We start from the raw sequence: 25,813 nt of genomic DNA, 5'->3' as shown, positions 1-25,813 counted from the left end.
CCTAGCCACAAGCCCCATCACGAAGCGCCTCCCGGCGCCTGAAAAACTGGAGATCCATTGAGCGTCAAGATCGGTATCAACGGCTTCGGCCGCATCGGCCGTAACTACTTCCGCGCCGCACTCGCCAAGGGCAGCGACCTCGAGATCGTCGCGGTCAACGACCTCACCGACAACGCAGCCCTCGCCAACCTCCTGAAGTTCGACTCGATCACGGGCCGCCTCGACGCGACGGTCGAGCTCGACGGCGACAGCATCGTCGTCAACGGCAAGCCGATCAAGGTCCTCGCCGAGCGCGACCCCGCCAACCTCCCCTGGGGCGAGCTGGGTGTCGACATCGTCATCGAGTCGACCGGCTTCTTCACCAAGGCCGAGGCCGCCAGGAAGCACATCGACGCCGGTGCCAAGAAGGTCATCATCTCCGCCCCCGCGACGGGCGACGACGTCACCATCGTCCTGGGCGTGAACGAAGACCAGTACGACCCCGCCAACCACCACATCATCTCCAACGCGTCGTGCACCACGAACAGCCTTGCGCCGCTCATGAAGGTCTTCCTCGACAAGTTCGGCGTCGAGCGCGGCCTCATGACGACGGTCCACGCCTACACGGCCGACCAGAACCTCCAGGACGGCCCGCACAGCGACCCGCGCCGTGCCCGCGCCGCAGCGCTCAACATCGTCCCGACCTCGACCGGTGCGGCCAAGGCCATCGGCCTCGTCCTCCCCGAGCTGGCCGGCAAGCTCGACGGCTACGCCCTGCGCGTCCCGGTGCCGACCGGCTCGATCACGGACGTCACGCTGGTCACCGAGACCCCCGTCACGGTCGACGAGATCAACGCTGCCTACAAAGAGGCCGCTGAGGGTCCCCTCAAGGGCATCCTGCTCTACTCCGAAGACCCCCTGGTGTCGAGCGACATCCGCACCGACCCGCACTCGTCCATCTACGACTCGGGCCTGACCAAGGTCATCGGCAACATGGTCAAGATCACGTCGTGGTACGACAACGAGTGGGGCTACTCGAACCGTCTCGTCGACCTCGCCGAGTACGTCGCCGCCAAGCTCTGAGCTAGTCTCACGACTGCCCAGACGTCTGCGATCTAGAACAGAGACAGGCCACTCAATGCCTCTTCGTACCCTCGACTCCCTCGGAACCCTCTCCGGCAAGCGCGTCATCGTCCGCTGCGACCTGAACGTGCCGTTGAAAGACGGCGTGATCACCGACGACGGTCGCGTCCGCGCTTCGCTGGGAACCTTGAACACCCTGATCAACGCGGGTGCACGAGTCATCGTGATCTCGCACCTCGGCCGCCCCGACGGCGAGGTCAAGCCCGAATACAGCCTCGCGCCGGTCGCCCAGCGACTGAGCGAGCTGCTGGTCAAGTCGGTGGGCTTCGCCCCCGAGACGACCGGTCAGGCCACGACCGACGCGGTCATGGCGATGACCGACGGCCAGATCACGGTGCTCGAGAACCTCCGGTTCCAGGCTGCCGAGACGTCGAAGAGCGACGACGAGAGGAAGGCCTTCGCCGCGGAGCTCGCAGCTCTCGGCGAGGCCTTCGTCTCGGACGGCTTTGGTGTTGTGCACCGAAAGCAGGCCAGCGTGTACGACCTGCCGCAGCTCCTCCCGAGCGCGGCAGGCTCGCTCATCGAGACCGAGCTGAAGGTTCTCGACCGCCTGACCGAGAACCCCGAGCGCCCCTACACGGTCGTGCTCGGAGGCTCGAAGGTCTCCGACAAGCTCGGCGTCATCGAGCACCTGCTCCCTCGAGTCGACAATCTCCTGATCGGCGGCGGAATGCTCTTCACGTTCCTCGCGGCCCAGGGCCACGCCGTGGGCAAGAGCCTGCTCGAGGCCGACCAGCTCGACCGGGTCCGCGGCTACATCGCCGACGCGGAGTCGCGCGGCATCGAACTCGTCCTGCCGACCGATGTCGTGGTCGCCTCCGGCTTCTCGGCCGATGCCGAGCACGAGACGGTCGCAGCCGACGCGATCGAGTCCACCGGCTTCGGAGCGGACGGCATCGGACTCGACATCGGCCCCGACACGGCGAAGGCGTTCGCCGACATCATCACGGCGTCCACCACCGTCTTCTGGAACGGCCCCATGGGCGTGTTCGAGTTCGACGCGTTCGCCGCCGGCACCAAGACCGTCGCCCAGGCGCTGACCGAGGTCTCCGGCCTCGGTGTCGTCGGCGGCGGCGACTCCGCCTCCGCCGTCCGGGCCCTCGGGTTCCACGACGACCAGTTCGGTCACATCTCGACCGGCGGCGGCGCCAGCCTCGAGTTCCTCGAGGGCAAGAAGCTCCCCGGACTGGAGGTCCTCGGATGGTAACCGCACGTCGCCCGCTCATCGCCGGCAACTGGAAGATGAACCTCGACCACCTGCAGTCGATCGCCTTCGTGCAGAAGCTCGCGTGGAACCTCAAAGACGCGAAGCACGATGCCGCTACCGTCGAGGCGGCGATCTTCCCCCCGTTCACCGACCTCCGTAGCGTTCAGACCCTGATCGACGCCGACAAGCTCGAGCTCGAGCTGGGTGCGCAGGACCTCTCCGACAACGACTCCGGAGCCTTCACCGGCGACATCTCGGGCGCCTTCCTGTCAAAGCTCGCCGTGAAGTACGTCATCGTCGGCCACTCCGAACGCCGCACGATCCACCTCGAGTCCGACGAGGTCGTGGCCAGCAAGGTCGCCGCGGCTCACCGCAACGGCCTCGTGCCGGTCGTCTGCGTCGGCGAGACGGCCGACGATCTCGAGAAGCACGGCCCGAGCGCCGTGCCCGTCGCCCAGCTCAAGGCCGCCCTGGCGGCCGTTCCGTCCTCTGCCGAGATCGTCGTCGCCTACGAGCCCGTGTGGGCCATCGGCTCCGGCCAGGCGGCTACGCCCGACCAGGCCCAGCAGGTCTGCGCCGCCCTCCGCGCGACTCTGGTCGACCTCCTCGGAGCCGATGCCGCGGCCTCGACGCGGGTCCTCTACGGCGGCAGCGTGAAGGCGTCGAACATCGCCTCGTTCATGCGCGAGCCCGACGTCGACGGCGCGCTGGTGGGCGGTGCGAGCCTCGATATCACCGAGTTCGCGAGCATCATCCGCTACCAGAACCACGTCGGAGTCTGAAACAGCGGGCCGTCCAGTTATAATTGCTGTCGGCCCGCCCCTCGAAAGGTTCTCCGTGCAAATTCTCCAGGTCGTACTGCAGGTGGTGCTCGGCATCACGAGCCTCCTGCTGACCCTCCTCATCCTCCTTCACCGCGGGCGTGGTGGTGGCCTCTCCGACATGTTCGGCGGCGGCGTCACCAGCAACCTCGGCGCGTCGGGGGTCGCTGAGCGCAACCTCAACCGCATCACCGTCATCCTCGGCCTGATCTGGATCACCTCGATCGTGGTCCTCGGCCTCATCACCAAGTTCTCGGCAGGTTCGTAATGGCTTCAGGCGGCAGCGCAATCCGTGGGTCTCGCGTCGGCGCAGGTCCCATGGGCGAACAAGACCGCGGCTTCCACGCCGAGCGGATCACTATCTCCTACTGGGATGCCCTCGGCAACGAGGTCGTCCGCCACTTCGCGGCGAATGTCCCCGACGAAGAGATCCCCGAGACGGTCGACTCGCCCTCGAGCGGCCTGCCGGCCGGTCGCGACAAAGACAACCCGCCTGTCGTCGCGAAGCTCGAGCCGTACAAGACGCACCTCGCCTACGTGAAAGAGCGTCGCACCGAAGAAGAGGCGGCACAGCTCCTCGACGAGGCGCTTCAGCAGCTCCGCCAGCGTCGCGGCAAGGTTCCGGCCAAGAAGGCGTAGCGCCGCGGCTTTCCGCACGAACTGGCAGAGGCCCCCGAACGTCATGTTCGGGGGCCTCTGCCAGTTCCTGCGCCCCTCTGAGTCGCCCGCCACGAACGACGAAGCGCGCACACCCTGAGGGGCGTGCGCGCTTCGAGATGCCGCGACTAGTAGGTCGAGGCGATGAGCTGCTCGGGTACTTCTGCGGCAGCGTCTTTGTCGACGAAGAACACGGTGCGCTTGCGGCCCTTGACGCCCGCGACCGGCACCTGGTCGGCGCCGGCACCCGCGAGGGCGAGCCCGAGCGACGCGGCCTTCTCAGCGCCCGCGAGGATCATCCACACGCGTTGGGAGTTGTTGATCGCCGGGAGACTGAGCGAGAGGCGGACGGGCGGCGGCTTGGGGGAGTCGTCGATCGTGAGGACAGTCGGCTCGGTCGCACTGATCTGCGGCTTGTCCGGGAACAGCGACGCGACGTGACCATCGGGCCCGACGCCGAGCAGTGTGATGTCGAAGCGGGGCGACTCGTCGTCACCCTGCGCGAACTCCTTGAGCTCGGCCACGTACGCGGCCGCGGCCTCGTCGACAGAGGCGAGCTCACCCACTGCGGCGAAGCGGTGCACGTTCTCAGCGGGAACGCCGATGTGGTCGAGCAGATCGATGCCGTTCTGCCTGTCGTTGCGGTCGGCGCTGTCAGCCTCGACCCAGCGCTCGTCAGACCACCAGAAGGAAACCTTCGACCAGTCGACGCTGTCGCGCGCCTCAGACCGGTTGATCGCTGCGAGCACGAGGGTGCTGACCGAACCGCCGCTCAGGACGACGGAGGCGTAGTCCTGCTCCTCGATGACATCGATGATCTTGGTGATGAAGCGGGCCGCGACGGATGCGCCGAGGCTCTGCTTGTCAGGGTGAACGAGCACCCGGCGTTCATTCGTCACACTCAGTTGCTTTCTTGGTCGTCGCGCAATTGCTTCACGCCGGTCTTCACGACATTCCCGAACAGGGAGTCTGGGTCGAGTCTACGGAGTTCCTCGGCCAGGCAGTCGCGCAGGGACCGGCGTGGCAGCGACAGGTCGTGCACGGGCTGCCCCGGCTGCGACAGCGTGGCGACGTTCACGATCGACCGCTCGAGCTCGATAGGGCCCGATTCGCGGATCAGCTTGACGCCGTGGATGCCGCTCGAGCCGGTCGCCCGGGTCGTGAGCGAGTGATCCACCGGGACCTGCAGCTGCAGGCGGAGCCAGGCCGCGAGCAGAAGCGTCGACGGGGAGTCGGCTGCTCCGGACACCTCGACAGCGGTCACGGGCTCGTAAGGCGGCTGGTCGAGAGCCGCGGCGAGCTGCGTGCGCCAGAGGGTGAGGCGGGTCCACGCGAAGTCGGTGTCGCCCGGTTCGTACGTCGACGCCAGGTCGACGATCGACTGGAGGGGATTGCTCTGCGCGGCGGCGTCGGTGATGCGGCGCTGCGCGATCCTGCCCAGGGGCGACTCCGAGACGACGGCGGGCGCCTTGCCCGGCCACCAGGCGACGACCGGAGCGTCGGGAAGGAGCAGGCCCGTGACCAGCCCCTCCTCGTCGGCCGCGATGTCTCCGTACGCGCGGAGCAGGATGACCTCGCTCGCGCCAGCGTCGCCGCCCACACGGATCTGGGCGTCGAGGCGGGCCTCGGAGCCGTCGGCGCCGTCGTCTTCGGTCGAGATCACGATGACGCGCATCGGGTGCTCGCGCGACGCCTCGTTGGCGGCCTCGATGGCCTCCTCCTCGTGCCCGAGGCTCGTGGAGATGACCAGCGTGAGCACGCGACCCAGGGCGACCACGCCGCCCTCCTCGCGGATCTTGACGAGGGCCTTCGAGATGTGGCTGATGGTGCTGTCGGGAAGATCGACGATCACGGACGCCTCCAGGTTCGGCCGTCACGGGCCATGAGCTCATCGGCGGAGGCGGGGCCCCACGTGCCGGGTCGGTACTGATCGGGCTGGCCCTGCGTCGCCCAGAACTCCTCGATCGGGTCGAGGATCTTCCACGAGAGCTCCACCTCTTCGTGACGGGGGAACAGCGGCGGGTCGCCGAGGAGGACGTCGAGGATCAAGCGCTCGTAGGCCTCGGGACTCGCTTCGGTGAAGGCGTGGCCGTAGCCGAAGTCCATCGTGACGTCGCGCACCTGGGTGCCGATGCCGGGGACCTTGGAGCCGAAGCGGAGCGTGACGCCCTCGTCGGGCTGCACGCGGATGACGAGGGCGTTCTGGCCGAGCTCGGCGCCGTCACCCAGACCGAAGACGTTCTCGGGGACGCGCTTGAAGACGACCGCTATCTCCGTGACCCGGCGGCCGAGGCGCTTGCCGGCACGGAGGTAGAACGGGACTCCCGACCAGCGACGCGTCGCGATCTCGAGCTTGATCGCTGCGAAGGTCTCCGTGACGGAGTCGGGGTTCATGCCGCCCTCCTCCAGGAAGCCGAGCACCTTCTCGCCGCCCTGCCAGCCACCGGAGTACTGCCCGCGAGCGGTGCCCTTCGAGAGGTCTTCGGGGATGCGGACGGCGGAGAGGACCTTCTCCTTCTCGGCCCGGAGGTCCTTCGCGCCGAAGCTCACGGGCTCTTCCATCGCCGTGAGGGCGAGGAGCTGGAGCAGGTGGTTCTGAATGACGTCGCGCGCCGCGCCGATGCCGTCGTAGTAGCCGGCCCGGCCGGCCACGCCGATGTCCTCGGCCATCGTGATCTGCACGTGGTCGACGTAGTTGCTGTTCCACAGCGGCTCGTACATCTGGTTGGCGAAACGCAGCGTCAGGAGGTTCTGGACGGTCTCCTTGCCGAGATAGTGGTCGATGCGGAACACCGAGTCGGGTTCGAAGACGGTCTCGACGACGGCGTTGAGCTCGCGCGCGGTCGTCAGGTCGGAACCGAACGGCTTCTCGATGACCACGCGGCGCCAGGCGCCGTCCGCCGTGTCGTCGGCCAGGCCGGAGTTGCGGAGCTGCTCGGTCACGAGCGGGAACGCCTTCGGAGGGATGGACAGGTAGAACGCGTGATTGCCCATCGTGCCGCGCTCGGTGTCGAGCTCGTCGATGGTCTGCTTGAGCTCGGCGAAGGCGCTCGCGTCGTCGAAGGAGCCCTGGACGAACCGGATCCCCTCTTTGAGCTGACGCCAGACGTCTTCGTCGAAGGGGGTGCGAGCGTGCTGCTTGACCGCCTCGTAGACGACCTGCTCGAAATCCTGGTCCTCCCACTCACGCCGGGCGAAGCCGACGAGAGCGAAGCCCGGGGGGAGGAGGCCGCGATTGGCCAGGTCGTACACGGCCGGCATCAGCTTCTTGCGTGACAGATCGCCTGTCACGCCGAAGATGATGAGGCCGCTCGGACCGGCTATGCGGTTGAGTCGGCGGTCGGAGGGCAACCTCAGAGGGTTGAACTCCGGCGTGATTTCCACCGGTGCCATTGTCGAATCGATGTCCTTGCCTCGTAGTGCTGTGACGTGCGCGCCGCCCCGACGTGCAGCAGGGCCCGGGCGGCAAGAAGGCGGGCGCGGGGATGACCCCGCGCCCGCCTCGTTGTCAGCGGGTTGCGCTGATGCTGATCGCTTGGATCACTGCTACTTGGCAGCCTCGAGAGCGGCCGTGACCGTGTCGAGCAGCTCGTTCCAGGAGACGATGAACTTGTCGACGCCCTCCGACTCGAGCACCCCGACGACGTCGTCGTACGAGATGCCCTGGGCCGCGATGGCGTCCATGACCTCGTTGGCGGCGGCGTAGGAGCCCGTGATGGTGTCGCCGGCGATGACTCCGTGGTCGAAGGTGGCCTCGAGGGTCTTCTCCGGCATGGTGTTGACGACGTCGGCAGCGACGAGCTCGACCACGTACGTGGTATCGAGGACCGCAGGGTCCTTCACGCCGGTCGAGGCCCAGAGCGGACGCTGCTTGTTGGCGCCGGCGGCCAGGAGGCCCGTGGCGCGCTCGGTGGCGAAGGCCTGCTCGTAGACCTCGTAGGCGAGCTGGGCATTCGCGACGCCCGCCTTGCCCTTGAGTGCCTTGGCCTCGTCGGTGCCGACGGCCTCGAGGCGCTTGTCGATCTCGGTGTCGACGCGCGACACGAAGAAGGAGGCGACCGAGTGGATCTTAGAGAGGTCCTTGCCGGCGGCCTTGGCCTGCTCGAGACCGGCCAGGTAAGCCTGGATCACGGCACGGTAGCGCTCGAGCGAGAAGATCAGCGTGACGTTGACGCTGATGCCCTCGGCGATGACGGCGGTGATGGCCTCGAGACCCTCGATGGTCGCCGGAATCTTGATGAGGACGTTCTCTTTGTCGACCTTCGCGTAGAGCTGCTTGGCCTGGCTGATCGTGCCGGCGGCGTCGTGAGCGAGCCCCGGCTCGACCTCGATCGAGACGCGGCCGTCGAAGCCGGCGGTCGAGTCGTAGATCGGCTTGAAGACGTTGCAGGCATCCGCGACGTCGTCCGTCGTGATCTCGAAGACCGCGTCGGTGACGCCGGTGCCGGCCTTGGCCAGCTCAGCGACCTGCTCGTCGTAGGCCTCGCCCTTGGCGAGAGCCGATGCGAAGATCGTCGGGTTCGTGGTCACGCCGACGACGTTGCGCTCGGCGATCAGCTTCTGCAGGCCCTCGGACTTGATGCGCTCGCGCGACAGGTCGTCGAGCCAGATGCTCACACCCGCAGCCGACAACTCGGCGGTGGGGGTGGTGGCGGTGGTCTGGGTGTTAGTCATTTTTCTTCTTCCTTCGTCTGGCTCGTCGCCCGTTACAGGGCGGCCAGCGAGTTCAGCGAGTCCTTGGCAGCGGCGACCGCGGCCTCGGTCGTCATGCCGAACTTCTTGTAGAGGGTCTTGTAGTCGGCCGAGGCGCCGAAGTGCTCGATCGACACGGAGCGGCCGGCGTCGCCGACGATGCCGCGCCACGGCATGGCGATGGCGGCCTCGATCGAGACGCGCGCCTTGATCGACGACGGGAGCACGGACTCCTTGTACTCGTCCGACTGCTCGTCGAACCACTCGAGGCTCGGGGCCGAGACGACTCGGGCGTTGATGCCCTCGCCGCGAAGCGCCTCGCGGGCGTCGACTGCGATCTGGACCTCGGATCCGGTAGCGATGAGGATCACGTCGGGGGTTCCGCCCGGGGCCTCGGCCAGGACGTAGGCGCCCTTGGCGACGTTCTTCGCCGAGGCGAAGGTCTCGCCGACGGCGTCGCCGTCGCCGCGCTCGAAGACGGGGAGGTTCTGGCGGCTGAGCGCGAGGCCGGCGGGGCCGGAGAAGCGCTGCAGGATCGTCAGCCAGGCGTAGGCGGTCTCGTTGGCGTCGGCGGGGCGCACCATGTCGAGGCCCGGGATCGCGCGCAGGGCAGCGAGCTGCTCGACCGGCTGGTGCGTCGGGCCGTCCTCGCCGAGAGCGACGGAGTCGTGGGTCCAGACGTAGGTGACCGGCGACTTCATGAGGGCGGCGAGTCGGACTGCCGGGCGCATGTAGTCGGAGAAGATCAGGAACGTTCCGCCGAAGGGGCGCGTGTTGCCGTGCAGCGCGATGCCGTTGAGGATCGAGCCCATGGCGTGCTCGCGGATGCCGAAGTGGAGGACGCGGCCGTAGGGGTTGCCCGTCCACTCGTGGGTCGACCACTCCGACGGCACAAACGACTGCGCGCTCGAGATCGTGGTCAGGTTCGACTCGGCGAGGTCGGCCGAGCCGCCCCAGAACTCGGGGACGACGCCGGCGATGGCGTTGATGACCTTGCCGGAGGCGGCGCGGGTCGAGACCTCTTTGCCGGGCTCGAAGACGGGCAGCGCCGCCTCGAGGCCATCGGGCAGCTCGCCCGCGAGCATGCGGTCGAGGAGGGCCTTCTTGTCGGGGTTCGCCGCAGCCCACTCGTCGAGCCTGGTGTTCCACTCGGCGTGCTGGGCCTGGCCGCGCTCGACGGCCTTGCGGGTGTGCGACAGGACCTCGGGGTCGACGTCGAACGACTTCTCCGGGTCGAACTCGAGGAAGCGCTTGAGGCCGGCGATCTCTTCGGCGCCGAGAGCGGAGCCGTGCGACTTGCCGGAGCCCTGCTTGGTGGGCGACGGCCACGCGATGATGGTCTTGAGGATGATCAGCGACGGCTTGTCGGTGACGCCCTGGGCGCGCTCGATGGCGTCGTTCAGCTCGGCGACGTCTTCGACGTACTCGCCGGTCTTCTTCCAGTCGACGACCTGGACGTGCCAGTCGTAGGCCTCGAAGCGCTTGTGGACGTCCTCGGTGAAGGCGATGTTCGTGTCGTCCTCGATCGAGATCTGGTTCGAGTCGTAGATCGCGATCAGGTTGCCGAGCTGCTGGTGGCCGGCGAGCGAGGCGGCCTCGCTGGTCACGCCCTCCTGCATGTCGCCGTCGCCGGCGATCACGTAGACGAAGTGGTCGAAGGGGCTGGTGCCGGCGGGGGCCTCCGGGTCGAACAGGCCGCGCTCGAAGCGGGCCGCGTAGGCGAAGCCGACGGAGCTGGCGAGACCCTGGCCCAGGGGGCCGGTGGTGATCTCGATTCCGTCGGTGTGGCCGTACTCGGGGTGACCCGGGGTCTTCGAGCCCCACGTGCGGAGCTGCTCCAGGTCTTCGAGCTCGAGGCCGTAGCCGCCGAGGTAGAACTGGATGTACTGCGTCAGCGACGAGTGGCCGACGGACAGGATGAAGCGGTCGCGACCGATCCAGGTGCTGTCGCTGGGGTCGCGGTGCATGACCTTCTGGAAGAGGAGGTAGGCGGCAGGAGCGAGGCTCATGGCCGTGCCGGGGTGGCCGTTGCCCACCTTCTCCACCGCGTCGGCCGCGAGAACGCGGACAGTGTTCACTGCCTTGTTGTCAATGGATTCCCATTGCAGATCTGCCACTTGAAGATGACCCTTCTTGATGCGAGATTGTCTTGTTGCAGGATTGGGCGGGTTGTCGATCCCGCACCGTGTCTGTCGAAGACACTGACATGCTCGCCGAGGCTCCATCGACTCGACCCCGGGACGCACTTGTTGCATACGAGCCCTCCGGGCCTGCTGCCGGGCATACCTCTAGGAACGACATCGACACGGACTGTGTGATCGGCGCCCTGGGCCCTGCAACTGGCAAGCACCCCCAAGTATAGAGAGGTCAGGGCACCCTTCGCCCGCTCGCGTCGCATCGATTCGCGCTGAGCGCAGACATTCATCGATTAGACTTCACGAGGCCACAGACTCGCTTGCGACGACGCATGCGCCGGGTTCGCCTCGGCGCCGCCTCCGGGCGAGTCGCACAACGTTTGAGGACCGATGACTGCAGCAATCGACACCCCCGCCGGCTCCGCCAAGAAGGAGCCCGTCGGTGTCGCCCGCAAGGTCAGGGGCTACATCTCCCTGACCAAGCCACGCGTCATGGAGCTCCTGCTCGTCACGACCATCCCGACCATGTTCCTGGCCCAGGGCGGCGTGCCCCCGGTCTGGCTCGTCGTCGCGACCCTCGTCGGCGGCGCCCTCAGCGCCGGCTCGGCCTCCGCGTTCAACTGCTACATCGACCGCGACATCGACCGGGTCATGAAGCGCACCAAAGACCGCGCCCTCGTGACCGGCGACGTCACCGACCGCGAGGCCCTCGTCTTCTCGTACGCCATGGGCATCGCCTCCATCGCCTGGCTCGCGCTGACGGTCAACATCCTGGCGGCCGCCCTGTCGCTCGCCGCGATCCTCTTCTACGTCTTCGTCTACACGCTCTGGCTCAAGCGCCGCACCCCGCAGAACATCGTCTGGGGCGGCATCGCCGGCTGCATGCCGGTGCTCATCGGCTGGGCGGCCGTCACGAACTCGCTGTCCTGGGCGCCCGTGATCCTCTTCATGGTGATCTTCCTCTGGACTCCGCCGCACTACTGGCCGCTGTCGATGCGCTACCGCGACGACTACGCGTCCGTCGGCGTGCCGATGCTCGCCGTGGTTCGCGGCCGCGCCCACGTCGGCCTCCAGGTGATCCTGTACGCCTGGGCGACCGTCGTGTGCTCCGTGCTGCTCATCCCCGTCGCGCACATGGGTGTCGTCTACACCGTCGTGGCCGTCGCAAGCGGCATCTGGTTCATCGTCGAGGGCCACCGCCTCTACGGCCGTGCCATCACCGAGGTGGCCGAGGTCAAGCCGATGAAGGTCTTCCACGCTTCGATCACGTACTTGACGCTGCTCTTCATCGCGGTCGGCATCGACCCGCTCCTGCCCTTCTAGCTTCCCTCCATCTGGCTCCCGCCCCTGTGGGCCAGTAGCAGGAACCACCTAGGCCGTCGCGCTGACGGCCGCCTCCGGCACCGGCTTGGCGAGATCGGCGTCGTTCTCGAGCGTGTGCGTCACCGCCGTCATGGCGGCGACGAGCAGCCCCGCCAGCACGAGGTGCGCACCCACGAGGAACGCCGGCAGGCCGGTGTTGGCCTGCACGAGGCCGACGATGATCTGAGCGACCTCTACGCCGAGGAGCATCAGCACGAAGCGGTGCTGGAGCCCGAGCCGGAAGGCGCCGGCGACGAGCACGAGGGTCAGCGCGAACACGGCGAAGGCAGGGACGGCGTGGAGCACCTCGATCGTCTTCGGGTCGAAGCCGTTGCGGTGCGTGTTCGCGTCTCCTGCGTGCGGACCCGCGCCGGTCGTCAGGATGCCCAGCACGACGGTGATCGCGACGAAGACGGCCGCGACGCGCGTGACGGCGGCGTACCAGCGGGGAGTGGCGGGGGAGTCACCGCGCGGACCGTTGTAGACGCGGTAGACGAGCGTCGCGGTGATGCGGACCAGGACCATCGAGACGATGAAGTGCGAGCCGACGACGTACGGGTTGAGCTTGGCAAGCACGCTGATGCCGCCGAGGACGGCCTGGAACGGAATGCTCATGCCCTGGATGAACGTCAGCCAGAACAGGTCGCGACGGACTCGTCGCATGCGGAACACGGCCAGGAACGCGGCGATGACGACGATCACCAGCACGAACGTGAGCAGCCGGTTGCCGAACTCGATGACGCCGTGCAAGCCCATCTCGGGCGTCGTCACGAACGATCCGGCGCTGCACTGCGGCCAGGTGGGGCAGCCGAGGCCCGACCCCGTGAGTCGGACGAGGCCGCCGGTGCCGACGAGCAGCAGCTGGCAGGCGAGCGACGCCCAGGCGATGACACGGACACGGCGGTCGATCGTCGCGGGGAGATAGTCGAGGAGACGGGCGAGGATGCCCGCAGGCCCAGCCTGAGCGTTGGTCACGGATTGCTGCCCTTCGTTCCTTTTGGAGTCTCGACCTGTAGAATCGATGAGTTCAGGAAGACACCCGTTTCGGTGAGTCGACGCAGACCGCAGATCAAGACGAAGTCAATTCTATTGAGGCTGATCTGGGTGCGAGCCTGAACCCATCCCCGCGGCTGCTGCCGTGGGGTCACCCAGCAACGGGAATGCCGCAACGGACGTACAGGTTCGAGTCGGCAAAGGAAGAGGTACGAATGTCAGACGTGTTGATTGACCGCCCCGAGCTCGAAGGCCTCGGCCAATACGAGTTCGGCTGGGCCGACTCCGACGCAGCAGGCGCTTCTGCGCGCCGCGGCGTGAACCCCGAGGTCGTCACCGACATCTCGAACCTCAAGAGCGAGCCCGAGTGGATGCTCAAGAACCGTCTCAAGGGCCTCACCCTGTTCGAGCGCAAGCCCATGCCGACCTGGGGCGCCGACCTCTCGGGCATCGACTTCGACAACATCAAGTACTTCGTCCGCTCCACCGAGAAGCAGGCGACCAGCTGGGAAGAGCTTCCCGACGACATCAAGGCCACCTACGAGAAGCTCGGCATCCCCGAGGCAGAGCGCAACCGCCTCGTCGCCGGCGTCGCCGCTCAGTACGAGTCCGAGGTCGTCTACCACCAGATCCGCGAGGACCTCGAGGCCCAGGGCGTCATCTTCATGGACACCGACACGGCCCTCCGTGAGCACCCCGACATCTTCCAGGAGTACTTCGGCACGGTCATCCCGGCCGGCGACAACAAGTTCGCGGCATTGAACACGGCGGTCTGGTCGGGCGGCTCGTTCGTCTACGTGCCCAAGGGCGTCCGCGTCGAGATCCCGCTCCAGGCCTACTTCCGCATCAACACGGAGAACATGGGCCAGTTCGAGCGCACGCTGATCATCGCCGACGAGGACTCCTACGTCCACTACATCGAGGGCTGCACCGCTCCGATCTACAAGAGCGACTCGCTGCACTCGGCCGTCGTCGAGATCATCGTGAAGAAGAACGCCCGCGTGCGCTACACGACGATCCAGAACTGGTCGAACAACGTCTACAACCTCGTCACCAAGCGCGCGATCGCGCACGAGGGCGCGACGATGGAGTGGATCGACGGCAACATCGGCTCCAAGGTGACGATGAAGTATCCGTCGATCTACCTCGCCGGCGAGCACGCGAAGGGCGAGACGCTCTCCGTCGCCTTCGCCGGTCCCGGCCAGCACCAGGATGCCGGCGCCAAGATGATCCACATGGCCCCGTACACCACGTCGTCGATCGTCTCGAAGTCGATCGCCCGCGGCGGCGGCCGCGCCGGCTACCGTGGCGAGGTCCGCGTCGACGAGGGAGCGCACCACTCCGCGAACACCGTGCGCTGCGACGCTCTGCTCGTCGACACGATCTCGCGGTCCGACACCTACCCGGCGATCGACATCCGCGTCGACGACGTCCAGCTCGGTCACGAGGCCACGGTCTCGCGCGTCAGCGAGGAGCAGCTCTTCTACCTGATGTCGCGCGGGATGGCGGAAGACGAGGCCATGGCGATGATCGTCCGCGGCTTCATCGAGCCGATCGCCCGCGAGCTCCCGATGGAGTACGCACTCGAATTGAACAAGCTCATCGAGATGAGCATGGAAGGATCCGTCGGCTAGATGTCTGCAACTCCCGCACCAACCGAGGCTCCGGTCATCGATGCCCCCGCTCAGCACGGCGCCGTCGCCCACAGCGACGGCGACTGGGCGAACCGGGCGATCCCCGTCCAAACCCGCTCCGAGCGCTTCTCGTCGACCGATCCCGCCGCGTTCCCCGCGGTCACGGGTCGCGAGGTCGACTGGAAGCTCAGCCCGGTCCCGGCCCTCCGTCCGCTGATCGACGGCCCTCTCGACGGCTCGCCCTACGCGTATCTCGCACGTGAGACTCCCGGCGCGACGGTCGAGTGGGTCTCACCCCAGCACGAGCTCGTCGGCACCGCCGGAACACCCGAGGATCGCGCCTCCGCCAACGCCTGGTCGAGCGTCGAGAACGTCCTGCTCGTCACGGTCTCGGGCGACGAGCCCTCCTCCATCACGATCGGTCGCTCCGGTCTCGACGCGGCGCCCCGGGCCGGCCACACCGTGATCCATGCGACGCCCAACTCGTCCGGTCTGGTGATCCTCCAGAACTCGGGTGACGCTCAGCTCGTCGAGAACGTCGAGATCATCGTCGACGAAGGGGCGCACCTCACGGTGGTCACCGTTCAGGAGTGGAATGACGGCGGCATCCACCTCGCGAGTCACCTCGCCAGGATCGGTCGCGACGCGCAGCTCAAGCACTTCGTGGTGACCCTCGGCGGCAGCATCGTGCGCGTCAATCCCTCGGCGCACCTCGCCGCTCAGGGCGCCGACGCCGACCTCAACGGGGTCTACTTCGCCGATGCCGGTCAGCACCTCGAGCAGCAGGTCTACGTCAACCACGACGCACCCAGCACGAAGAGCCGCGTCAACTACAAGGGCGCTCTCCAGGGCGAGGGCGCGCGGACGGTCTGGATCGGCGACGTGCTGATCGGCCGGACGGCACCGGGCACCGACAGCTACGAGCAGAACCGCAACCTCGTCCTCTCCGAGGGCACTCGCGCCGACTCGATCCCGAACCTCGAGATCGAGACGGGCGACATCCTCGGGGCAGGGCACGCCTCCGCCACCGGCCGCTTCGACGATGAGCACCTCTTCTACCTGGAGTCCCGCGGGATCCCCGAGGAGGAGGCGCGACGCATCGTCGTGCTCGGGTTCCTCAGCGAGATCGTCCAGCACATCGGCGAACCCGCCCTCGAGGAGCGCCTCATCGCGGCTCTCGAGGCCGAGCTCGCCGACGGCGCCCAGGCACGAGCCGAGGCCAACGCCGCCGGTGCGCCGGGCCGGAAGGCGCGTGCTCCCTACGTCGACTCCCAGCCCGGAGCCGCAGTCGCCGTCGGAACCGACCACGTGACGAGCGAGCCCGACGTCGCCGCCGGGGTGACCGGCGAGGGCACCTCTCCCGGGGGAACGCACTGATGGCCCCGACAGCGCAGGGGCAGCCCGTCTGCTCCGAGGCCGATGTCAGCGTCTCCGAGGCGCTCCGCGTCGTCGTCGACGGCGTGGCTGTCGCGGTCGTCCGCGACTCGGCGGGCCAGCTTCACGCACTCGGCGACACCTGCACCCACGGCGACATCTCGCTGTCGGAGGGCTTCGTCGAAGACGACACCCTCGAGTGCTGGGCCCACGGCTCGAAGTTCGAGCTCACCTCGGGCAAGCCGCTGACGCTTCCGGCCTACGAGCCGGTGCCGGTCTTCCCCGTCTCGGTCGTGGACGGCCAGGTCTACGTCGACGTCACCCCCGCGTCGGCTCCGCCAGCAGCCTGACGCCCTCCGCTCTTCTTCCCCGCTTCACTCAAAGGAATCGCATGTCAACCCTCGAAATCCGCGACCTCCAGGTCTCGATCGACACCGAGCAGGGCAACAAGCCCATCCTCAAGGGTGTCGACCTCACCATCAACAAGGGTGAGATCCACGCCGTCATGGGCCCGAACGGCTCCGGCAAGTCCACTCTCGCTTACACGATCGCGGGACACCCTCGCTACAAGGTCGACGGCGGCTCCATCATGCTCGACGGCGTCGAGGTCCTCGACATGACGGTCGACGAGCGCGCCAAGGCCGGCCTCTTCCTGGCGATGCAGTACCCGGTCGAGATCCCCGGCGTCACGGTCGCGAACTTCCTCCGCACGGCCAAGACGGCCCTCGACGGCGAGGCTCCCGCACTCCGCACGTGGGTCAAAGACCTCCGCCAGCACATGAGCGACCTGAAGATGGACTCCTCGTTCGCCGAGCGCAACGTCAACGAGGGCTTCTCCGGTGGCGAGAAGAAGCGCCACGAGATCATGCAGCTCGAGCTCCTCAAGCCGAAGTTCGCGATCCTCGACGAGACCGACTCCGGCCTCGACGTCGACGCGCTCAAGATCGTCTCCGAGGGGGTCAACCGCGCGCACGCGGCGACCGACCTCGGCATCCTGATGATCACGCACTACACGCGCATCCTCCGCTACATCAAGCCCGACTTCGTGCACGTCTTCGTCGACGGCCACGTCGCCGAGCAGGGCGGCCCCGAGCTGGCCGACCAGCTCGAGAACGAGGGCTACGACCGCTACGTGACGGCAGCCGCTGCAGCCGCCGCGGGAGCCTGATCATGCCCGTCGCTCTCGCGCCCGAGAAGTTCGATCAGGTCGAAGAGGCCCTGAAAGAGGTCATGGACCCCGAGCTCGGCGTCAACGTGGTCGACCTCGGCCTCATCTACGACCTCGCCCTGGACGACGAGGTCGAGAACGCGCTGATCATCAGCATGACCCTGACCAGTGCCGGCTGCCCTCTCACCGACGTGATCGAGTCCGAGACCGCCAACGCCCTCGACGGCGTCGTGGAGGCGTTCCGCATCAACTGGGTGTGGATGCCGCCGTGGGGTCCCGAGCGGATCACCGACGACGGCCGCGACATGATGCGCGCCATCGGCTTCTCGATCTGAGACGCCGGGCTGGCTCCTGCGACTGAGCAGTTGCTGTGCCCCAACGACGAAGGGCCCCCGCCATGTGGCGGGGGCCCTTCGTCGACCAGTGCTAGTTCGAGCGGCGCTGGTCGATCGCGCGCACCGCACGCCACAGCAGCGGGAGGCTGCCGGCCGCGATGACCCACTTGACGAGGCCGCCGACGATGAACGGCGTGAAGCCGGCCGCGAGGACGTCGGCGACGGAGTGCGGGTAGCCGAGGTTCGCCAGCGCGAAGCCGAGGTAGGGGAGGCCGAACGCGAACGGGATCAGGCTGGCCCCGAGGAAGGCGGCGAGCGAGCGGACCACGTGGCGGTCCCAGTTGCGCTCGGAGAGCCAGCCGACCAGGGCGGCCGCGGGGATGAAGCCGATGATGAAGCCGAAGCTCGGCAGCTGGAGGCTCGAGACGCCGCCGGCGTGACCGGCGAAGATCGGCGCTCCGATGAGGCCGATCAGCGCGTAGAGCGCGAGCGAGAGGGCACCGCGGCGGAGGCCGAGGGTGGCGCCGACGAGCATGACGGCGAGGGTCTGACCGGTGATCGGAACGGGCCAGAGAGGGATCTCGATCTGGGCCAGCAGGCCGGTGAAGGCGACGCCGCCGAGCACGAGCGCGGCGTCGGTGGCGAGGCTGCGAGACACGAAACGGTCGGCGAGGACGGGCCTCGTGGTCGCGGCGGCGGTGTTCGTCATGCAGATCTCCTAGAATGGGTAGGTTGATCGGCGCCACTGGCACCGAGACACGGTTCCACGCTGATCCCTTTCATCCTAGGGGCGGCCCACCGGCGGGCGGCGTTGTGGACACCTCCTCAGATGATTGGACTTTTGCTGTGCTCTCCGTGCACGACCTCGAGATTCGCGTAGGCGCCCGCCTCCTCATGGAGGGCGTGACCTTCCGGGTCGACAAGGGCGACAAGATCGGCCTGGTCGGCCGCAACGGCGCCGGCAAGACCACCATGACCAAGACCCTTGCGGGCGAGACGCTCCCGACGGGCGGCTCGATCGAGTCGAACGGCGAGATCGGCTACCTGCCGCAGGATCCCCGCAGCGGCAACCCCGAAGACCTCGCCCGCACCCGGATCCTGGATGCGCGCGGCCTCGGGCAGATCCTGCTCGGGATCCAGCAGGCGAGTCTCGACATGGGCAGCGACGACCCGGCCGTCGCCGAGAAGGCGATGAAGCGATACGGCGACCTCGACGACCGCTTCAACGCGCTCGGCGGGTACGCCGCCGAAGCGGAGGCCGCGTCGATCGCCAGCAACCTGAGTCTGCCCGACCGCATCCTCGACCAGCCCCTCTCGACCCTCTCGGGTGGTCAGCGCCGACGCATCGAGCTCGCGCGCATCCTGTTCTCGGCCGCTGAGACGATGATCCTCGACGAGCCGACCAACCACCTCGACGCCGACTCCGTCGTCTGGCTGCGCGAGTACCTCAAGACGTACCAGGGCGGGGTCATCGTGATCTCGCACGACATCGAGCTCGTCGACGAGGTCGTCAACCGCGTCTTCTACCTCGACGCGAACCGCCAGCAGATCGACATCTACAACATGGGCTGGAAGCACTACCAGCGTCAGCGCGCCTCCGACGAGGAGCGCCGCAAGAAAGAGCGCGCCACCGCCGAGAAGCAGGCCGGCCAGCTGCAGAAGCAGGCCGCCCGCTTCGGTGCGAAGGCGTCGAAGGCCGCTGCCGCCCACCAGATGGTCGCTCGCGCCGAGAAGCTGCTCGCCGGCCTCGACGAGGTGCGCGCCGTCGACCGGGTCGCCAAGCTGCGGTTCCCGACGCCGGCCGCCTGCGGCCGCACGCCCCTCATGGCGACGAACCTGTCGAAGAGCTACGGCTCGCTCGAGATCTTCACGGCTGTCGACCTCGCGATCGACCGCGGCTCGAAGGTGGTCATCCTGGGCCTCAACGGCGCCGGCAAGACGACCCTGCTCCGCATCCTCGCGGGCGTCGACGAGCCCGACACCGGCCAGCTCGAGCCCGGCCACGGCCTGCGTGTCGGCTACTACGCCCAGGAGCACGAGACGATCGACGTGAAGCGCAGCGTGCTCGAGAACATGGTGTCGTCGTCGCCGAACATCACCGAGATGGAGGCGCGTCGCGTACTCGGCTCGTTCCTGTTCACGGGCGACGACTCGGCTAAGCCCGCCGGCGTGCTGTCGGGCGGCGAGAAGACGCGTCTGGCGCTGGCCATGATCGTCGTCTCGGGCGCCAACGTGCTGCTGCTCGACGAGCCCACCAACAACCTCGACCCGGCCTCGCGCCTCGAGATCCTCGATGCGCTCAACAACTACGAGGGCGCCGTCGTGCTCGTGAGCCACGACGAGGGCGCGGTCGAGGCGCTCAACCCCGAGCGCGTGCTGATCATGCCCGAGGGCACCGAAGACCACTGGACCCCCGACTACTCGGATCTGATCACTCTGGCGTAGCGAAGCGGAATCAGAGTGATCAACCGGCGCAGGACTCTGGCGTAGCGAAGCGGAGTCAGAGTGATCAACCGGCACAGGACTCTGGCGTAGCGCCTTCGGACCCGCGAGATGGCCGTGCCTGTCGACCTCACCCCCGTGAGACGACAGGCACGGCCATCTCGCGGCCCGAAACCGCGGGCGCAGGAACTCCGAGCCCGCCGCCCGACTACCGGCTGATGCCGGCTCCGGGCGTCGACTCCTCCCACCCGACCTCGTCGAGGTGCGCGTCCTCGATCTCGGCGTCGTCGGGCCCGCGTTTGAGGCGCTTGCGCTCGCGCTCCTCGTCGAGCCAGCGCTGGTCCTCCTCGTCGGAGTTCCGCGCGTCGTACTCCTGGCGGATGACGTAGATGAAGAAGCCGAACGCGGCGAGGGCGAACATGACCCACTGGATCGCATACGACAGATTGAGGCCGTAGTCGACCGACGGCTTCTGGGCGAGCTTCGGCAGGGTCGAGGCGGCGGGCGTCTCTGTCTTGAGCTGCCCGAACGCCGCCGTGTAGGTCGGGAGTCCGAGTCTCTTGCCGATGGTCGACGGCTTGATCACCGCGAGCTCGTTGGTCTTCGGGATGTCCGTGCGGCCGGGAACGTCGGCCTCGGTGGCCGCGAGGCGCGCGACCACCGTGACGGTGCCCGACGGGGGAGCAGGGATGGAGTCGGGGTAGTCGTGCGTGTTGCCCGTGGGCACCCAGCCGCGGTCGATCACGAAGACCTCGCCGGTCGAGGTCTCGAGCGGCACGAGCACCTCGAATCCGGGGTAGCCGTTGTAGCTGCGGTCGCGGGCGAGGAAGAAGTCGTCGGCGAGGTACGTGCCGGTCACCGTGACCGGCTTGAACTCGTCGGCCGACGAGTACGAGTCGAGGTTCGTCAGCACGTCGGCCAGCGGCACGGGCTCGGCGTCGTAGTTGGCCTGGAGCGTGTGCTGCAGGGCGAGGTTCTCACCGCGACGCTCCCACTGCCAGTGCGACAGGAACGCGCAGACGATGGCGAACACGACCGCGACGGCGAAGTAGCCGACCCACTTGCGTGAGAAGGCGAAGCGCCACTCCTTCACGAGGTCGTCTCCACTCCGACCGAGTCGACGGTCTCGCCCAAGGCGGTGACGATGACCGGGAAGTCGCGCGACCGCAGGAACTCTGCGAGAAAGTCTACGTGCTCGTCGCAGGCCGCCCAGACCTTCACCCGGTCGACGCCGTGGATCCTGGGGTTGCGCCAGTGGACGGCGCGAGTCGCGTCGGCTCGGCACCCCGCACGGGAGCACTGGGGAGCCGACGGCCCCGCCGAGCCGATGATCACGAGCGGCGGTCGTCGCCCGACGGAGCGTCTCGCGCGGACGGCTGGTCGGTCGACTGATCATAGGGGAACGCGTCGGGCGTCGGACCGTAGCCGGGAGCGTCGGCCTGCTGAGGCCGGTACAGCTCCACGCCGCCGGGGCGCTGGACGTCGCCGCGCTGTCCCTCGGCTCCGACGTTGGCCAGGACCACCGCGACGTAGGGCAGCACGATGGCGCCGATCGCCGGAGCAAGAGCCCACCAACCGGGGACCAGGAAGGCGACGATGATGCAGACGAGACGCACGAGCATGGCAAGCGAGTACCGAATCATCCGACCGCGGCGCTCGTCGTAGGGCGACGGCGGAAGCGAGGTGATCGCGTTCGCGGAGGTCTTCTTCGTTCTGATCTTCATTCCCTCACGGGCTCGGGTCGGGGGCGGAGCATCCGCCGATTCTAGGGCGGTGCTCCATGAACACTAGGCTTGTCCGGGTCGTCCGGGCCTTGGGAGGCTCGGCGTCAAGCAATCACACAGAGACGGAGTTCCTCATGACCACGCCCCGCACAGTCCTCGTCACCGGCGGCAACCGCGGCATCGGCTACGCCATCGCCCAGCAGTTCGCCGCCGACGGCCACCGCGTGGCCGTCACAGCCCGCTCGGGCTCCGGACCGGAGGGCACGATGACCGTGCAGGCCGAGATGACCGACGCTGTCTCGATCGACGCCGCGTTCACCGCCGTCGAGGCCGAGCTCGGCCCGGTCGAGGTCGTGGTCGCCAATGCCGGCATCACCAGGGACACCCTTCTCATGCGCATGTCGGAAGACGACTTCACCAGCGTGATCGACACGAACCTGGGCGGCACCTTCCGGGTCGTGAAGCGTGCCTCGAAGGGGATGCTCAAGGCCCGTTTCGGCCGGATCATCCTCATCTCGAGCGTCGTGGGCCTCTACGGCAGTGCGGGCCAGGTCAACTACGCCGCGTCGAAGTCGGGTCTCGTCGGCTTCGCCCGCTCGCTCACCCGCGAGCTCGGCGCCCGCGGCATCACGACCAACGTCGTCGCCCCGGGCTTCGTCGAGACCGATATGACGGCCGTGCTCCCCGAGGCCCAGCAGCAGGAGTACCGCCGCAGCATCCCGCTCGCCCGCTTCGGCTCGGTCGACGACATCACCGGCGCCGTGTCGTTCCTCGCCGGCGACCACGCCGGCTACATCAGCGGCGCGGTCATTCCCGTCGACGGCGGCCTCGGCATGGGCCACTGACGACGTCTCGCGCCGTCTGCGGCACGCTGACAGACCGCGTCGGCCGCGCCAGCAATGCTGCGCCCGTCGCGTTCGGCAAGGGTGGGGTCAGCCCTTCAGGCCGAGCAGGGCCAGTACCTGCGACAGGTCTCGGTGCGGCATCGCCACGTCGGCCTGAGCGCGCACGCGGGGCTTCGCGTCGAAGGCGACGCTGAGCCCCGCCTCGCGCATCATCTCGAGGTCGTTGGCGCCGTCGCCGACGGCGACGGTGCGGGCCAGCGGGATTCCGGCGGCAGCGGCCCACTGGGCGAGGGCGGACGCCTTCGCAGCGGCGTCGACGACCGGTCCGTCGACGAGTCCGGTGAGGCGGCCGTCACGGGCCCCGAGGCGGTTGGCTCGCCAGTGGTCGAGGCCGAGTTCCTGCGCCAGAGGGTCGAGGATCTCGTGGAACCCGCCCGAGACCACGCCGACGAGTCCGTCGGCCGCGTGGACTCCGGCGATCATCTCGGCGACGCCGCCGGTCACGCGCACTCGGGCCCGGGCATCGTCGAAGCACGACTCGGGCAGCCCCTCGAGGGTGGCGACGCGCTCGCGCAGACTCTCGGCGAAGTCGATCTCGCCCGCCATCGCGCGCTCGGTGATCTCGCGGACCCGGTCGTGGCTGCCCGCGGCGTCGGCCAGGAGCTCGATCACCTCGTTCTCGATGAGCGTGGAGTCGACGTCGAGGACGAGCAGGAATCGTGGCACGCACGTATCGTATCGGCGCGCCGCCCCCCGTTACGCGGACGATCGAGCTTCGGACAGCACGAGACCGTACGCGCCCTACTGCTCTACTCGGACGCCCTTGCCGACGACGGTGATGCCCGACGGGGTCACGGTGAAGCCGCGAGCCCGGTCGGCCTCGGCGTCGAGACCCACGTGCGCTCCATCGACGATCACGACGTCCTTGTCGAGGATGGCGCGGTTCACGATGGAGTTCTTGCCGACGTAGATCCGGTCGAACAGCACCGAGTCGACGACACGGGAGCCGGAGTCGAGGGTGTTCCAGGGGCCGACCACGCTGCGCTCGATGTGCGAGCCGACGGCCAGCGTGCCGAGCGAGACGATCGACTCGATGACCGAGCCCGGGTTGCCGTGCTCGTCGCGCCCGAACTTGGCCGGCGGCGAGTTGAGCTGCTGGCTGAAGATCGGCCAGTCGGTGTTGTACAGGTTGAACACCGGCAGCGCTGCGATGAGGTCGCGGTGCGCGTCGTAGAACGATTCGATGGTCCCGACGTCGCGCCAGTAGTAGCGGTCGCGCTCGGTCGAGCCCGGGACCTCGTTGCGGTTGAGGTCGTACACGGCGGCGTCTCCGCGCGACACGAAGTCGGGGATGATGTCGCCGCCCATGTCGTGGTCGGACTCGGCGTTCTCGCCGTCGCGGAGGACGGCGTCGATGAGCGCGTCGGCGTTGAAGACGTAGTTGCCCATCGAGGCGAGGACCTCGTCGGGCGAGTCGGCGAGCCCGACGGGGTTCTTGGGCTTCTCCAGGAACGCGTCGATCAGCGTCGCGTCGTCGGCGTTCGTCTGGATGACGCCGAACTGGTCTGCGAGCGAGATCGGCTGGCGGATGGCCGCGACGGTGGCGCTCTTGCCGGAGGCGATGTGCGCCTCGACCATCTGCTCGAAGTCCATGCGGTACACGTGGTCGGCGCCGACCACGACGACGATGTCGGGCTTCTCGTCGCGGAGCAGGTTGAGGCTCTGCAGGATCGCGTCGGCGCTGCCGGCGAACCAGCGCTTGCCGAGGCGCTGCTGCGCGGGCACCGAGGCGACGTAGGCGCCGAGGAGGCCCTCGATGCTCCAGGTCTGCGACACGTGCCGGTCGAGGCTGTGCGACTTGTACTGCGTCAGGACCACGATCTGCCGCAGCCCCGAGTTGATGAGATTGGAGAGCGCGAAGTCGACGAGGCGGTAGTTGCCGCCGAAGGGGACTGCGGGCTTCGCACGGTCGGCCGTGAGGGGCATGAGTCGCTTGCCCTCTCCGCCGGCGAGGACGATGCCGAAGATCTTCTTTGATGCCATGGGGCCAGAATGGCACGTTTCGCGTCCGGACGACTACGGTGAACCCGTGCGAGTCGATGTGATCACCAAGGAATACCCTCCGAACGTCTACGGCGGTGCCGGCGTCCACGTGACGGAGCTCGTCAAGGCGCTCCGAGAGTCCATCGACGTGCGCGTCCGTGCCTTCGGGGAGACGATCGCCGAGGACGGCACGACGGGCTATCCCGACCTGCCTGAGCTCGCCGGGCGCAACGGAGCCCTCACGACCCTCGGCGTCGACGTCTCGATCGCCGACGACGTGGCCGGCGCCGACGTCGTCCACTCGCACACCTGGTACGCCAATGCCGCCGGCCAGCTCGCGCAGCTCCTCCACGACGTGCCTCACGTGCTCACCGCGCACTCTCTCGAGCCGCTCCGGCCGTGGAAGGCCGAGCAGCTCGGCGGCGGCTACCGCGTGTCGAGCTGGATCGAGCGCCAGGCCTACGAGTCGGCCGACCACATCATCGCGGTGAGCGACGGCATGCGCCGCGACATCCTCCGCTCCTACCCGCAGGTCGACGAGTCGAAGGTCAGCGTCGTCTACAACGGCATCGACCTCGAGGGCTGGCGCCGCCTCGACGAGCCCGAGCTCGTGCGCTCGCTCGGCATCGACCCCGACCGGCCCGCCGTCGTGTTCGTCGGCCGCATCACCCGCCAGAAGGGCCTCCCGTACCTCCTGCGAGCCGCCGCGTCGCTGCCCGCCGACGTGCAGCTGATCCTGTGTGCCGGGGCCCCTGACACCCCTGAGATCATGCGCGAGGTCACCGGCCTGGTCGAAGAGCTCCAGCAGACTCGCACGGGCGTGGTCTGGATCGAGAGGATCCTGCCTCGCGACCAGCTCTGCGCCGTGCTCTCGGCCGCGACGGTCTTCGTCTGCCCGTCGATCTACGAGCCTCTCGGCATCGTGAACCTCGAGGCGATGGCCTGCGGCGTCCCGGTCGTGGGCACGGCGACCGGCGGCATCCCGGAGGTCGTCGCCGACCAGCTGACCGGCTGGCTCGTGCCGATCGACCAGGCCACCGACGGCACCGGCACGCCGCTCGACGCCGACAGGTTCGTCGGCGACCTCGCGGCCACCCTGACCCACGCCCTCTCGGACCCCGGAATGGCGAGGCTCATGGGCCGCGCGGGCCGCCTGCGGGCCGAGTCGGAGTTCAGCTGGTCGTCGATCGCCGAAGAGACCGTGAAGGTCTACAACTCGCTCGCGTAGCGCCGCCTCCTCCCACCTCGGTGGCCTAGAG

26 protein-coding genes are annotated in these 25,813 nt (G+C 68.0%); 14 read left to right on the top strand and 12 right to left on the bottom strand.

Going from position 1 to position 25,813, the window contains the following annotated elements:
- Positions 1–57: 57 nt before the first annotated feature.
- The 5 genes from gap to AC3CBB_RS05210 are packed head-to-tail and all read left to right on the top strand — an operon-like array spanning position 58 to position 3,789.
- The gene (gene gap, locus AC3CBB_RS05230; RefSeq protein ID WP_488626245.1) at positions 58–1,062 is read left to right on the top strand and encodes a type I glyceraldehyde-3-phosphate dehydrogenase; all 1,005 of its coding nucleotides are present in this window, start codon (positions 58–60) and stop codon (positions 1,060–1,062) included.
- A gap of 55 nt (positions 1,063–1,117) precedes the next feature.
- Entirely contained in the window at positions 1,118–2,329 is a 1,212-nt protein-coding gene (locus AC3CBB_RS05225; RefSeq protein ID WP_488626244.1) for a phosphoglycerate kinase, read from the top strand.
- On the top strand, positions 2,323–3,111 hold the full coding sequence (gene tpiA, locus AC3CBB_RS05220) for a triose-phosphate isomerase (protein WP_123504553.1): 789 nt from the start codon (positions 2,323–2,325) through the stop codon (positions 3,109–3,111). The genes AC3CBB_RS05225 and tpiA overlap by 7 nt, the downstream gene beginning before the upstream one ends.
- Before the next feature lie 55 nt (positions 3,112–3,166).
- Positions 3,167–3,418 (top strand): preprotein translocase subunit SecG, encoded by a 252-nt coding sequence (secG, locus tag AC3CBB_RS05215; protein WP_123504552.1) that lies wholly within the window; start codon positions 3,167–3,169, stop codon positions 3,416–3,418.
- Positions 3,418–3,789 (top strand): RNA polymerase-binding protein RbpA, encoded by a 372-nt coding sequence (locus AC3CBB_RS05210; protein WP_123504551.1) that lies wholly within the window; start codon positions 3,418–3,420, stop codon positions 3,787–3,789. Before secG ends, AC3CBB_RS05210 begins: the two co-directional genes overlap by 1 nt.
- Positions 3,790–3,935: 146 nt before the next feature.
- Here the strand turns inward: AC3CBB_RS05210 and pgl are convergent, their stop codons facing one another.
- The 5 genes from pgl to tkt all read right to left on the bottom strand — a co-directional run bounded on the left by pgl (position 3,936) and on the right by tkt (position 10,616).
- Entirely contained in the window at positions 3,936–4,706 is a 771-nt protein-coding gene (gene pgl, locus AC3CBB_RS05205) for a 6-phosphogluconolactonase (protein WP_488626243.1), read from the bottom strand.
- 2 nt (positions 4,707–4,708) lie between these two features.
- On the bottom strand, positions 4,709–5,659 hold the full coding sequence (locus AC3CBB_RS05200; protein WP_123504549.1) for a glucose-6-phosphate dehydrogenase assembly protein OpcA: 951 nt from the start codon (positions 5,657–5,659) through the stop codon (positions 4,709–4,711).
- Positions 5,656–7,200 (bottom strand): glucose-6-phosphate dehydrogenase, encoded by a 1,545-nt coding sequence (gene zwf, locus AC3CBB_RS05195; protein ID WP_123504548.1) that lies wholly within the window; start codon positions 7,198–7,200, stop codon positions 5,656–5,658. Before zwf ends, AC3CBB_RS05200 begins: the two co-directional genes overlap by 4 nt.
- Positions 7,201–7,353: 153 nt before the next feature.
- Positions 7,354–8,481: a transaldolase gene (gene tal / locus AC3CBB_RS05190; RefSeq protein ID WP_488626242.1), complete on the bottom strand. Its 1,128-nt coding sequence runs from the start codon at positions 8,479–8,481 to the stop codon at positions 7,354–7,356.
- A 32-nt stretch (positions 8,482–8,513) separates the two neighbouring features.
- A complete protein-coding gene (gene tkt, locus AC3CBB_RS05185) occupies positions 8,514–10,616 on the bottom strand; it encodes a transketolase (protein WP_123504546.1) in 2,103 nt (700 codons plus the stop codon).
- 408 nt (positions 10,617–11,024) lie between these two features.
- Here tkt and AC3CBB_RS05180 point away from each other — a divergent pair, with 408 nt between their 5' ends.
- A complete protein-coding gene (locus AC3CBB_RS05180) occupies positions 11,025–11,957 on the top strand; it encodes a heme o synthase (protein ID WP_123504545.1) in 933 nt (310 codons plus the stop codon).
- A gap of 48 nt (positions 11,958–12,005) precedes the next feature.
- Here AC3CBB_RS05180 and AC3CBB_RS05175 read toward each other — a convergent pair whose 3' ends face one another.
- Positions 12,006–12,971 carry a COX15/CtaA family protein gene (locus AC3CBB_RS05175; RefSeq protein ID WP_488626241.1) on the bottom strand — a complete coding sequence of 322 codons (966 nt, stop codon included), beginning with the start codon at positions 12,969–12,971 and terminating at the stop codon, positions 12,006–12,008.
- A 233-nt stretch (positions 12,972–13,204) separates the two neighbouring features.
- Between AC3CBB_RS05175 and sufB the strand changes: the two genes are divergently transcribed.
- Genes sufB through AC3CBB_RS05150 form a run of 5 tightly spaced genes read left to right on the top strand, consistent with a single transcriptional unit; the run spans position 13,205 to position 17,500 of the window.
- Complete coding sequence (gene sufB, locus AC3CBB_RS05170) at positions 13,205–14,623, top strand: Fe-S cluster assembly protein SufB (protein ID WP_123504544.1); 1,419 nt, start codon at positions 13,205–13,207, stop codon at positions 14,621–14,623.
- Positions 14,624–16,000: a Fe-S cluster assembly protein SufD gene (sufD, locus tag AC3CBB_RS05165; protein WP_488626240.1), complete on the top strand. Its 1,377-nt coding sequence runs from the start codon at positions 14,624–14,626 to the stop codon at positions 15,998–16,000. It abuts the gene before it with no gap.
- The gene (locus tag AC3CBB_RS05160) at positions 16,000–16,347 is read left to right on the top strand and encodes a Rieske 2Fe-2S domain-containing protein (protein WP_123504542.1); all 348 of its coding nucleotides are present in this window, start codon (positions 16,000–16,002) and stop codon (positions 16,345–16,347) included. Before sufD ends, AC3CBB_RS05160 begins: the two co-directional genes overlap by 1 nt.
- 41 nt (positions 16,348–16,388) lie before the next feature.
- Complete coding sequence (gene sufC, locus AC3CBB_RS05155; RefSeq protein WP_123504541.1) at positions 16,389–17,165, top strand: Fe-S cluster assembly ATPase SufC; 777 nt, start codon at positions 16,389–16,391, stop codon at positions 17,163–17,165.
- A 2-nt stretch (positions 17,166–17,167) separates the two neighbouring features.
- Complete coding sequence (locus AC3CBB_RS05150) at positions 17,168–17,500, top strand: metal-sulfur cluster assembly factor (RefSeq protein ID WP_123504540.1); 333 nt, start codon at positions 17,168–17,170, stop codon at positions 17,498–17,500.
- A 91-nt stretch (positions 17,501–17,591) separates the two neighbouring features.
- On the opposite strand, the gene AC3CBB_RS05145 is transcribed toward AC3CBB_RS05150, so the two are convergent.
- Positions 17,592–18,209 (bottom strand): biotin transporter BioY, encoded by a 618-nt coding sequence (locus AC3CBB_RS05145; RefSeq protein WP_123504539.1) that lies wholly within the window; start codon positions 18,207–18,209, stop codon positions 17,592–17,594.
- Between the two features lie 137 nt (positions 18,210–18,346).
- Between AC3CBB_RS05145 and AC3CBB_RS05140 the strand changes: the two genes are divergently transcribed.
- Positions 18,347–19,945, top strand: a complete 1,599-nt coding sequence (locus tag AC3CBB_RS05140) for an ABC-F family ATP-binding cassette domain-containing protein (RefSeq protein ID WP_488626239.1) — start codon at positions 18,347–18,349, stop codon at positions 19,943–19,945.
- Between the two features lie 205 nt (positions 19,946–20,150).
- Here the strand turns inward: AC3CBB_RS05140 and AC3CBB_RS05135 are convergent, their stop codons facing one another.
- From AC3CBB_RS05135 to AC3CBB_RS05125, 3 genes are read right to left on the bottom strand one after another with little or no spacing between them, the layout of a single operon-like run.
- Positions 20,151–21,035 carry an SURF1 family cytochrome oxidase biogenesis protein gene (locus tag AC3CBB_RS05135; RefSeq protein WP_488626238.1) on the bottom strand — a complete coding sequence of 295 codons (885 nt, stop codon included), beginning with the start codon at positions 21,033–21,035 and terminating at the stop codon, positions 20,151–20,153.
- A complete protein-coding gene (locus AC3CBB_RS05130; protein WP_488626237.1) occupies positions 21,032–21,277 on the bottom strand; it encodes a hypothetical protein in 246 nt (81 codons plus the stop codon). Before AC3CBB_RS05130 ends, AC3CBB_RS05135 begins: the two co-directional genes overlap by 4 nt.
- Positions 21,274–21,666 (bottom strand): DUF3099 domain-containing protein, encoded by a 393-nt coding sequence (locus AC3CBB_RS05125; RefSeq protein WP_488626236.1) that lies wholly within the window; start codon positions 21,664–21,666, stop codon positions 21,274–21,276. Before AC3CBB_RS05125 ends, AC3CBB_RS05130 begins: the two co-directional genes overlap by 4 nt.
- Positions 21,667–21,800: 134 nt before the next feature.
- Between AC3CBB_RS05125 and fabG the strand changes: the two genes are divergently transcribed.
- Positions 21,801–22,511, top strand: a complete 711-nt coding sequence (gene fabG, locus AC3CBB_RS05120; protein ID WP_488626235.1) for a 3-oxoacyl-ACP reductase FabG — start codon at positions 21,801–21,803, stop codon at positions 22,509–22,511.
- A gap of 87 nt (positions 22,512–22,598) precedes the next feature.
- On the opposite strand, the gene serB is transcribed toward fabG, so the two are convergent.
- Together serB and AC3CBB_RS05110 are read right to left on the bottom strand one after the other, a co-directional pair.
- Positions 22,599–23,237 carry a phosphoserine phosphatase SerB gene (gene serB / locus AC3CBB_RS05115; RefSeq protein ID WP_488626234.1) on the bottom strand — a complete coding sequence of 213 codons (639 nt, stop codon included), beginning with the start codon at positions 23,235–23,237 and terminating at the stop codon, positions 22,599–22,601.
- Positions 23,238–23,312: 75 nt separating this feature from the next.
- A complete protein-coding gene (locus AC3CBB_RS05110) occupies positions 23,313–24,554 on the bottom strand; it encodes a glucose-1-phosphate adenylyltransferase (RefSeq protein ID WP_488626233.1) in 1,242 nt (413 codons plus the stop codon).
- A gap of 46 nt (positions 24,555–24,600) precedes the next feature.
- Here AC3CBB_RS05110 and glgA point away from each other — a divergent pair, with 46 nt between their 5' ends.
- On the top strand, positions 24,601–25,782 hold the full coding sequence (gene glgA / locus AC3CBB_RS05105; protein WP_488626232.1) for a glycogen synthase: 1,182 nt from the start codon (positions 24,601–24,603) through the stop codon (positions 25,780–25,782).
- Positions 25,783–25,813: the final 31 nt, after the last annotated feature.

This window comes from Frondihabitans sp. OV104 (genome assembly GCF_057787745.1).
This window is presented reverse-complemented; position numbering and strand designations above follow the sequence as displayed.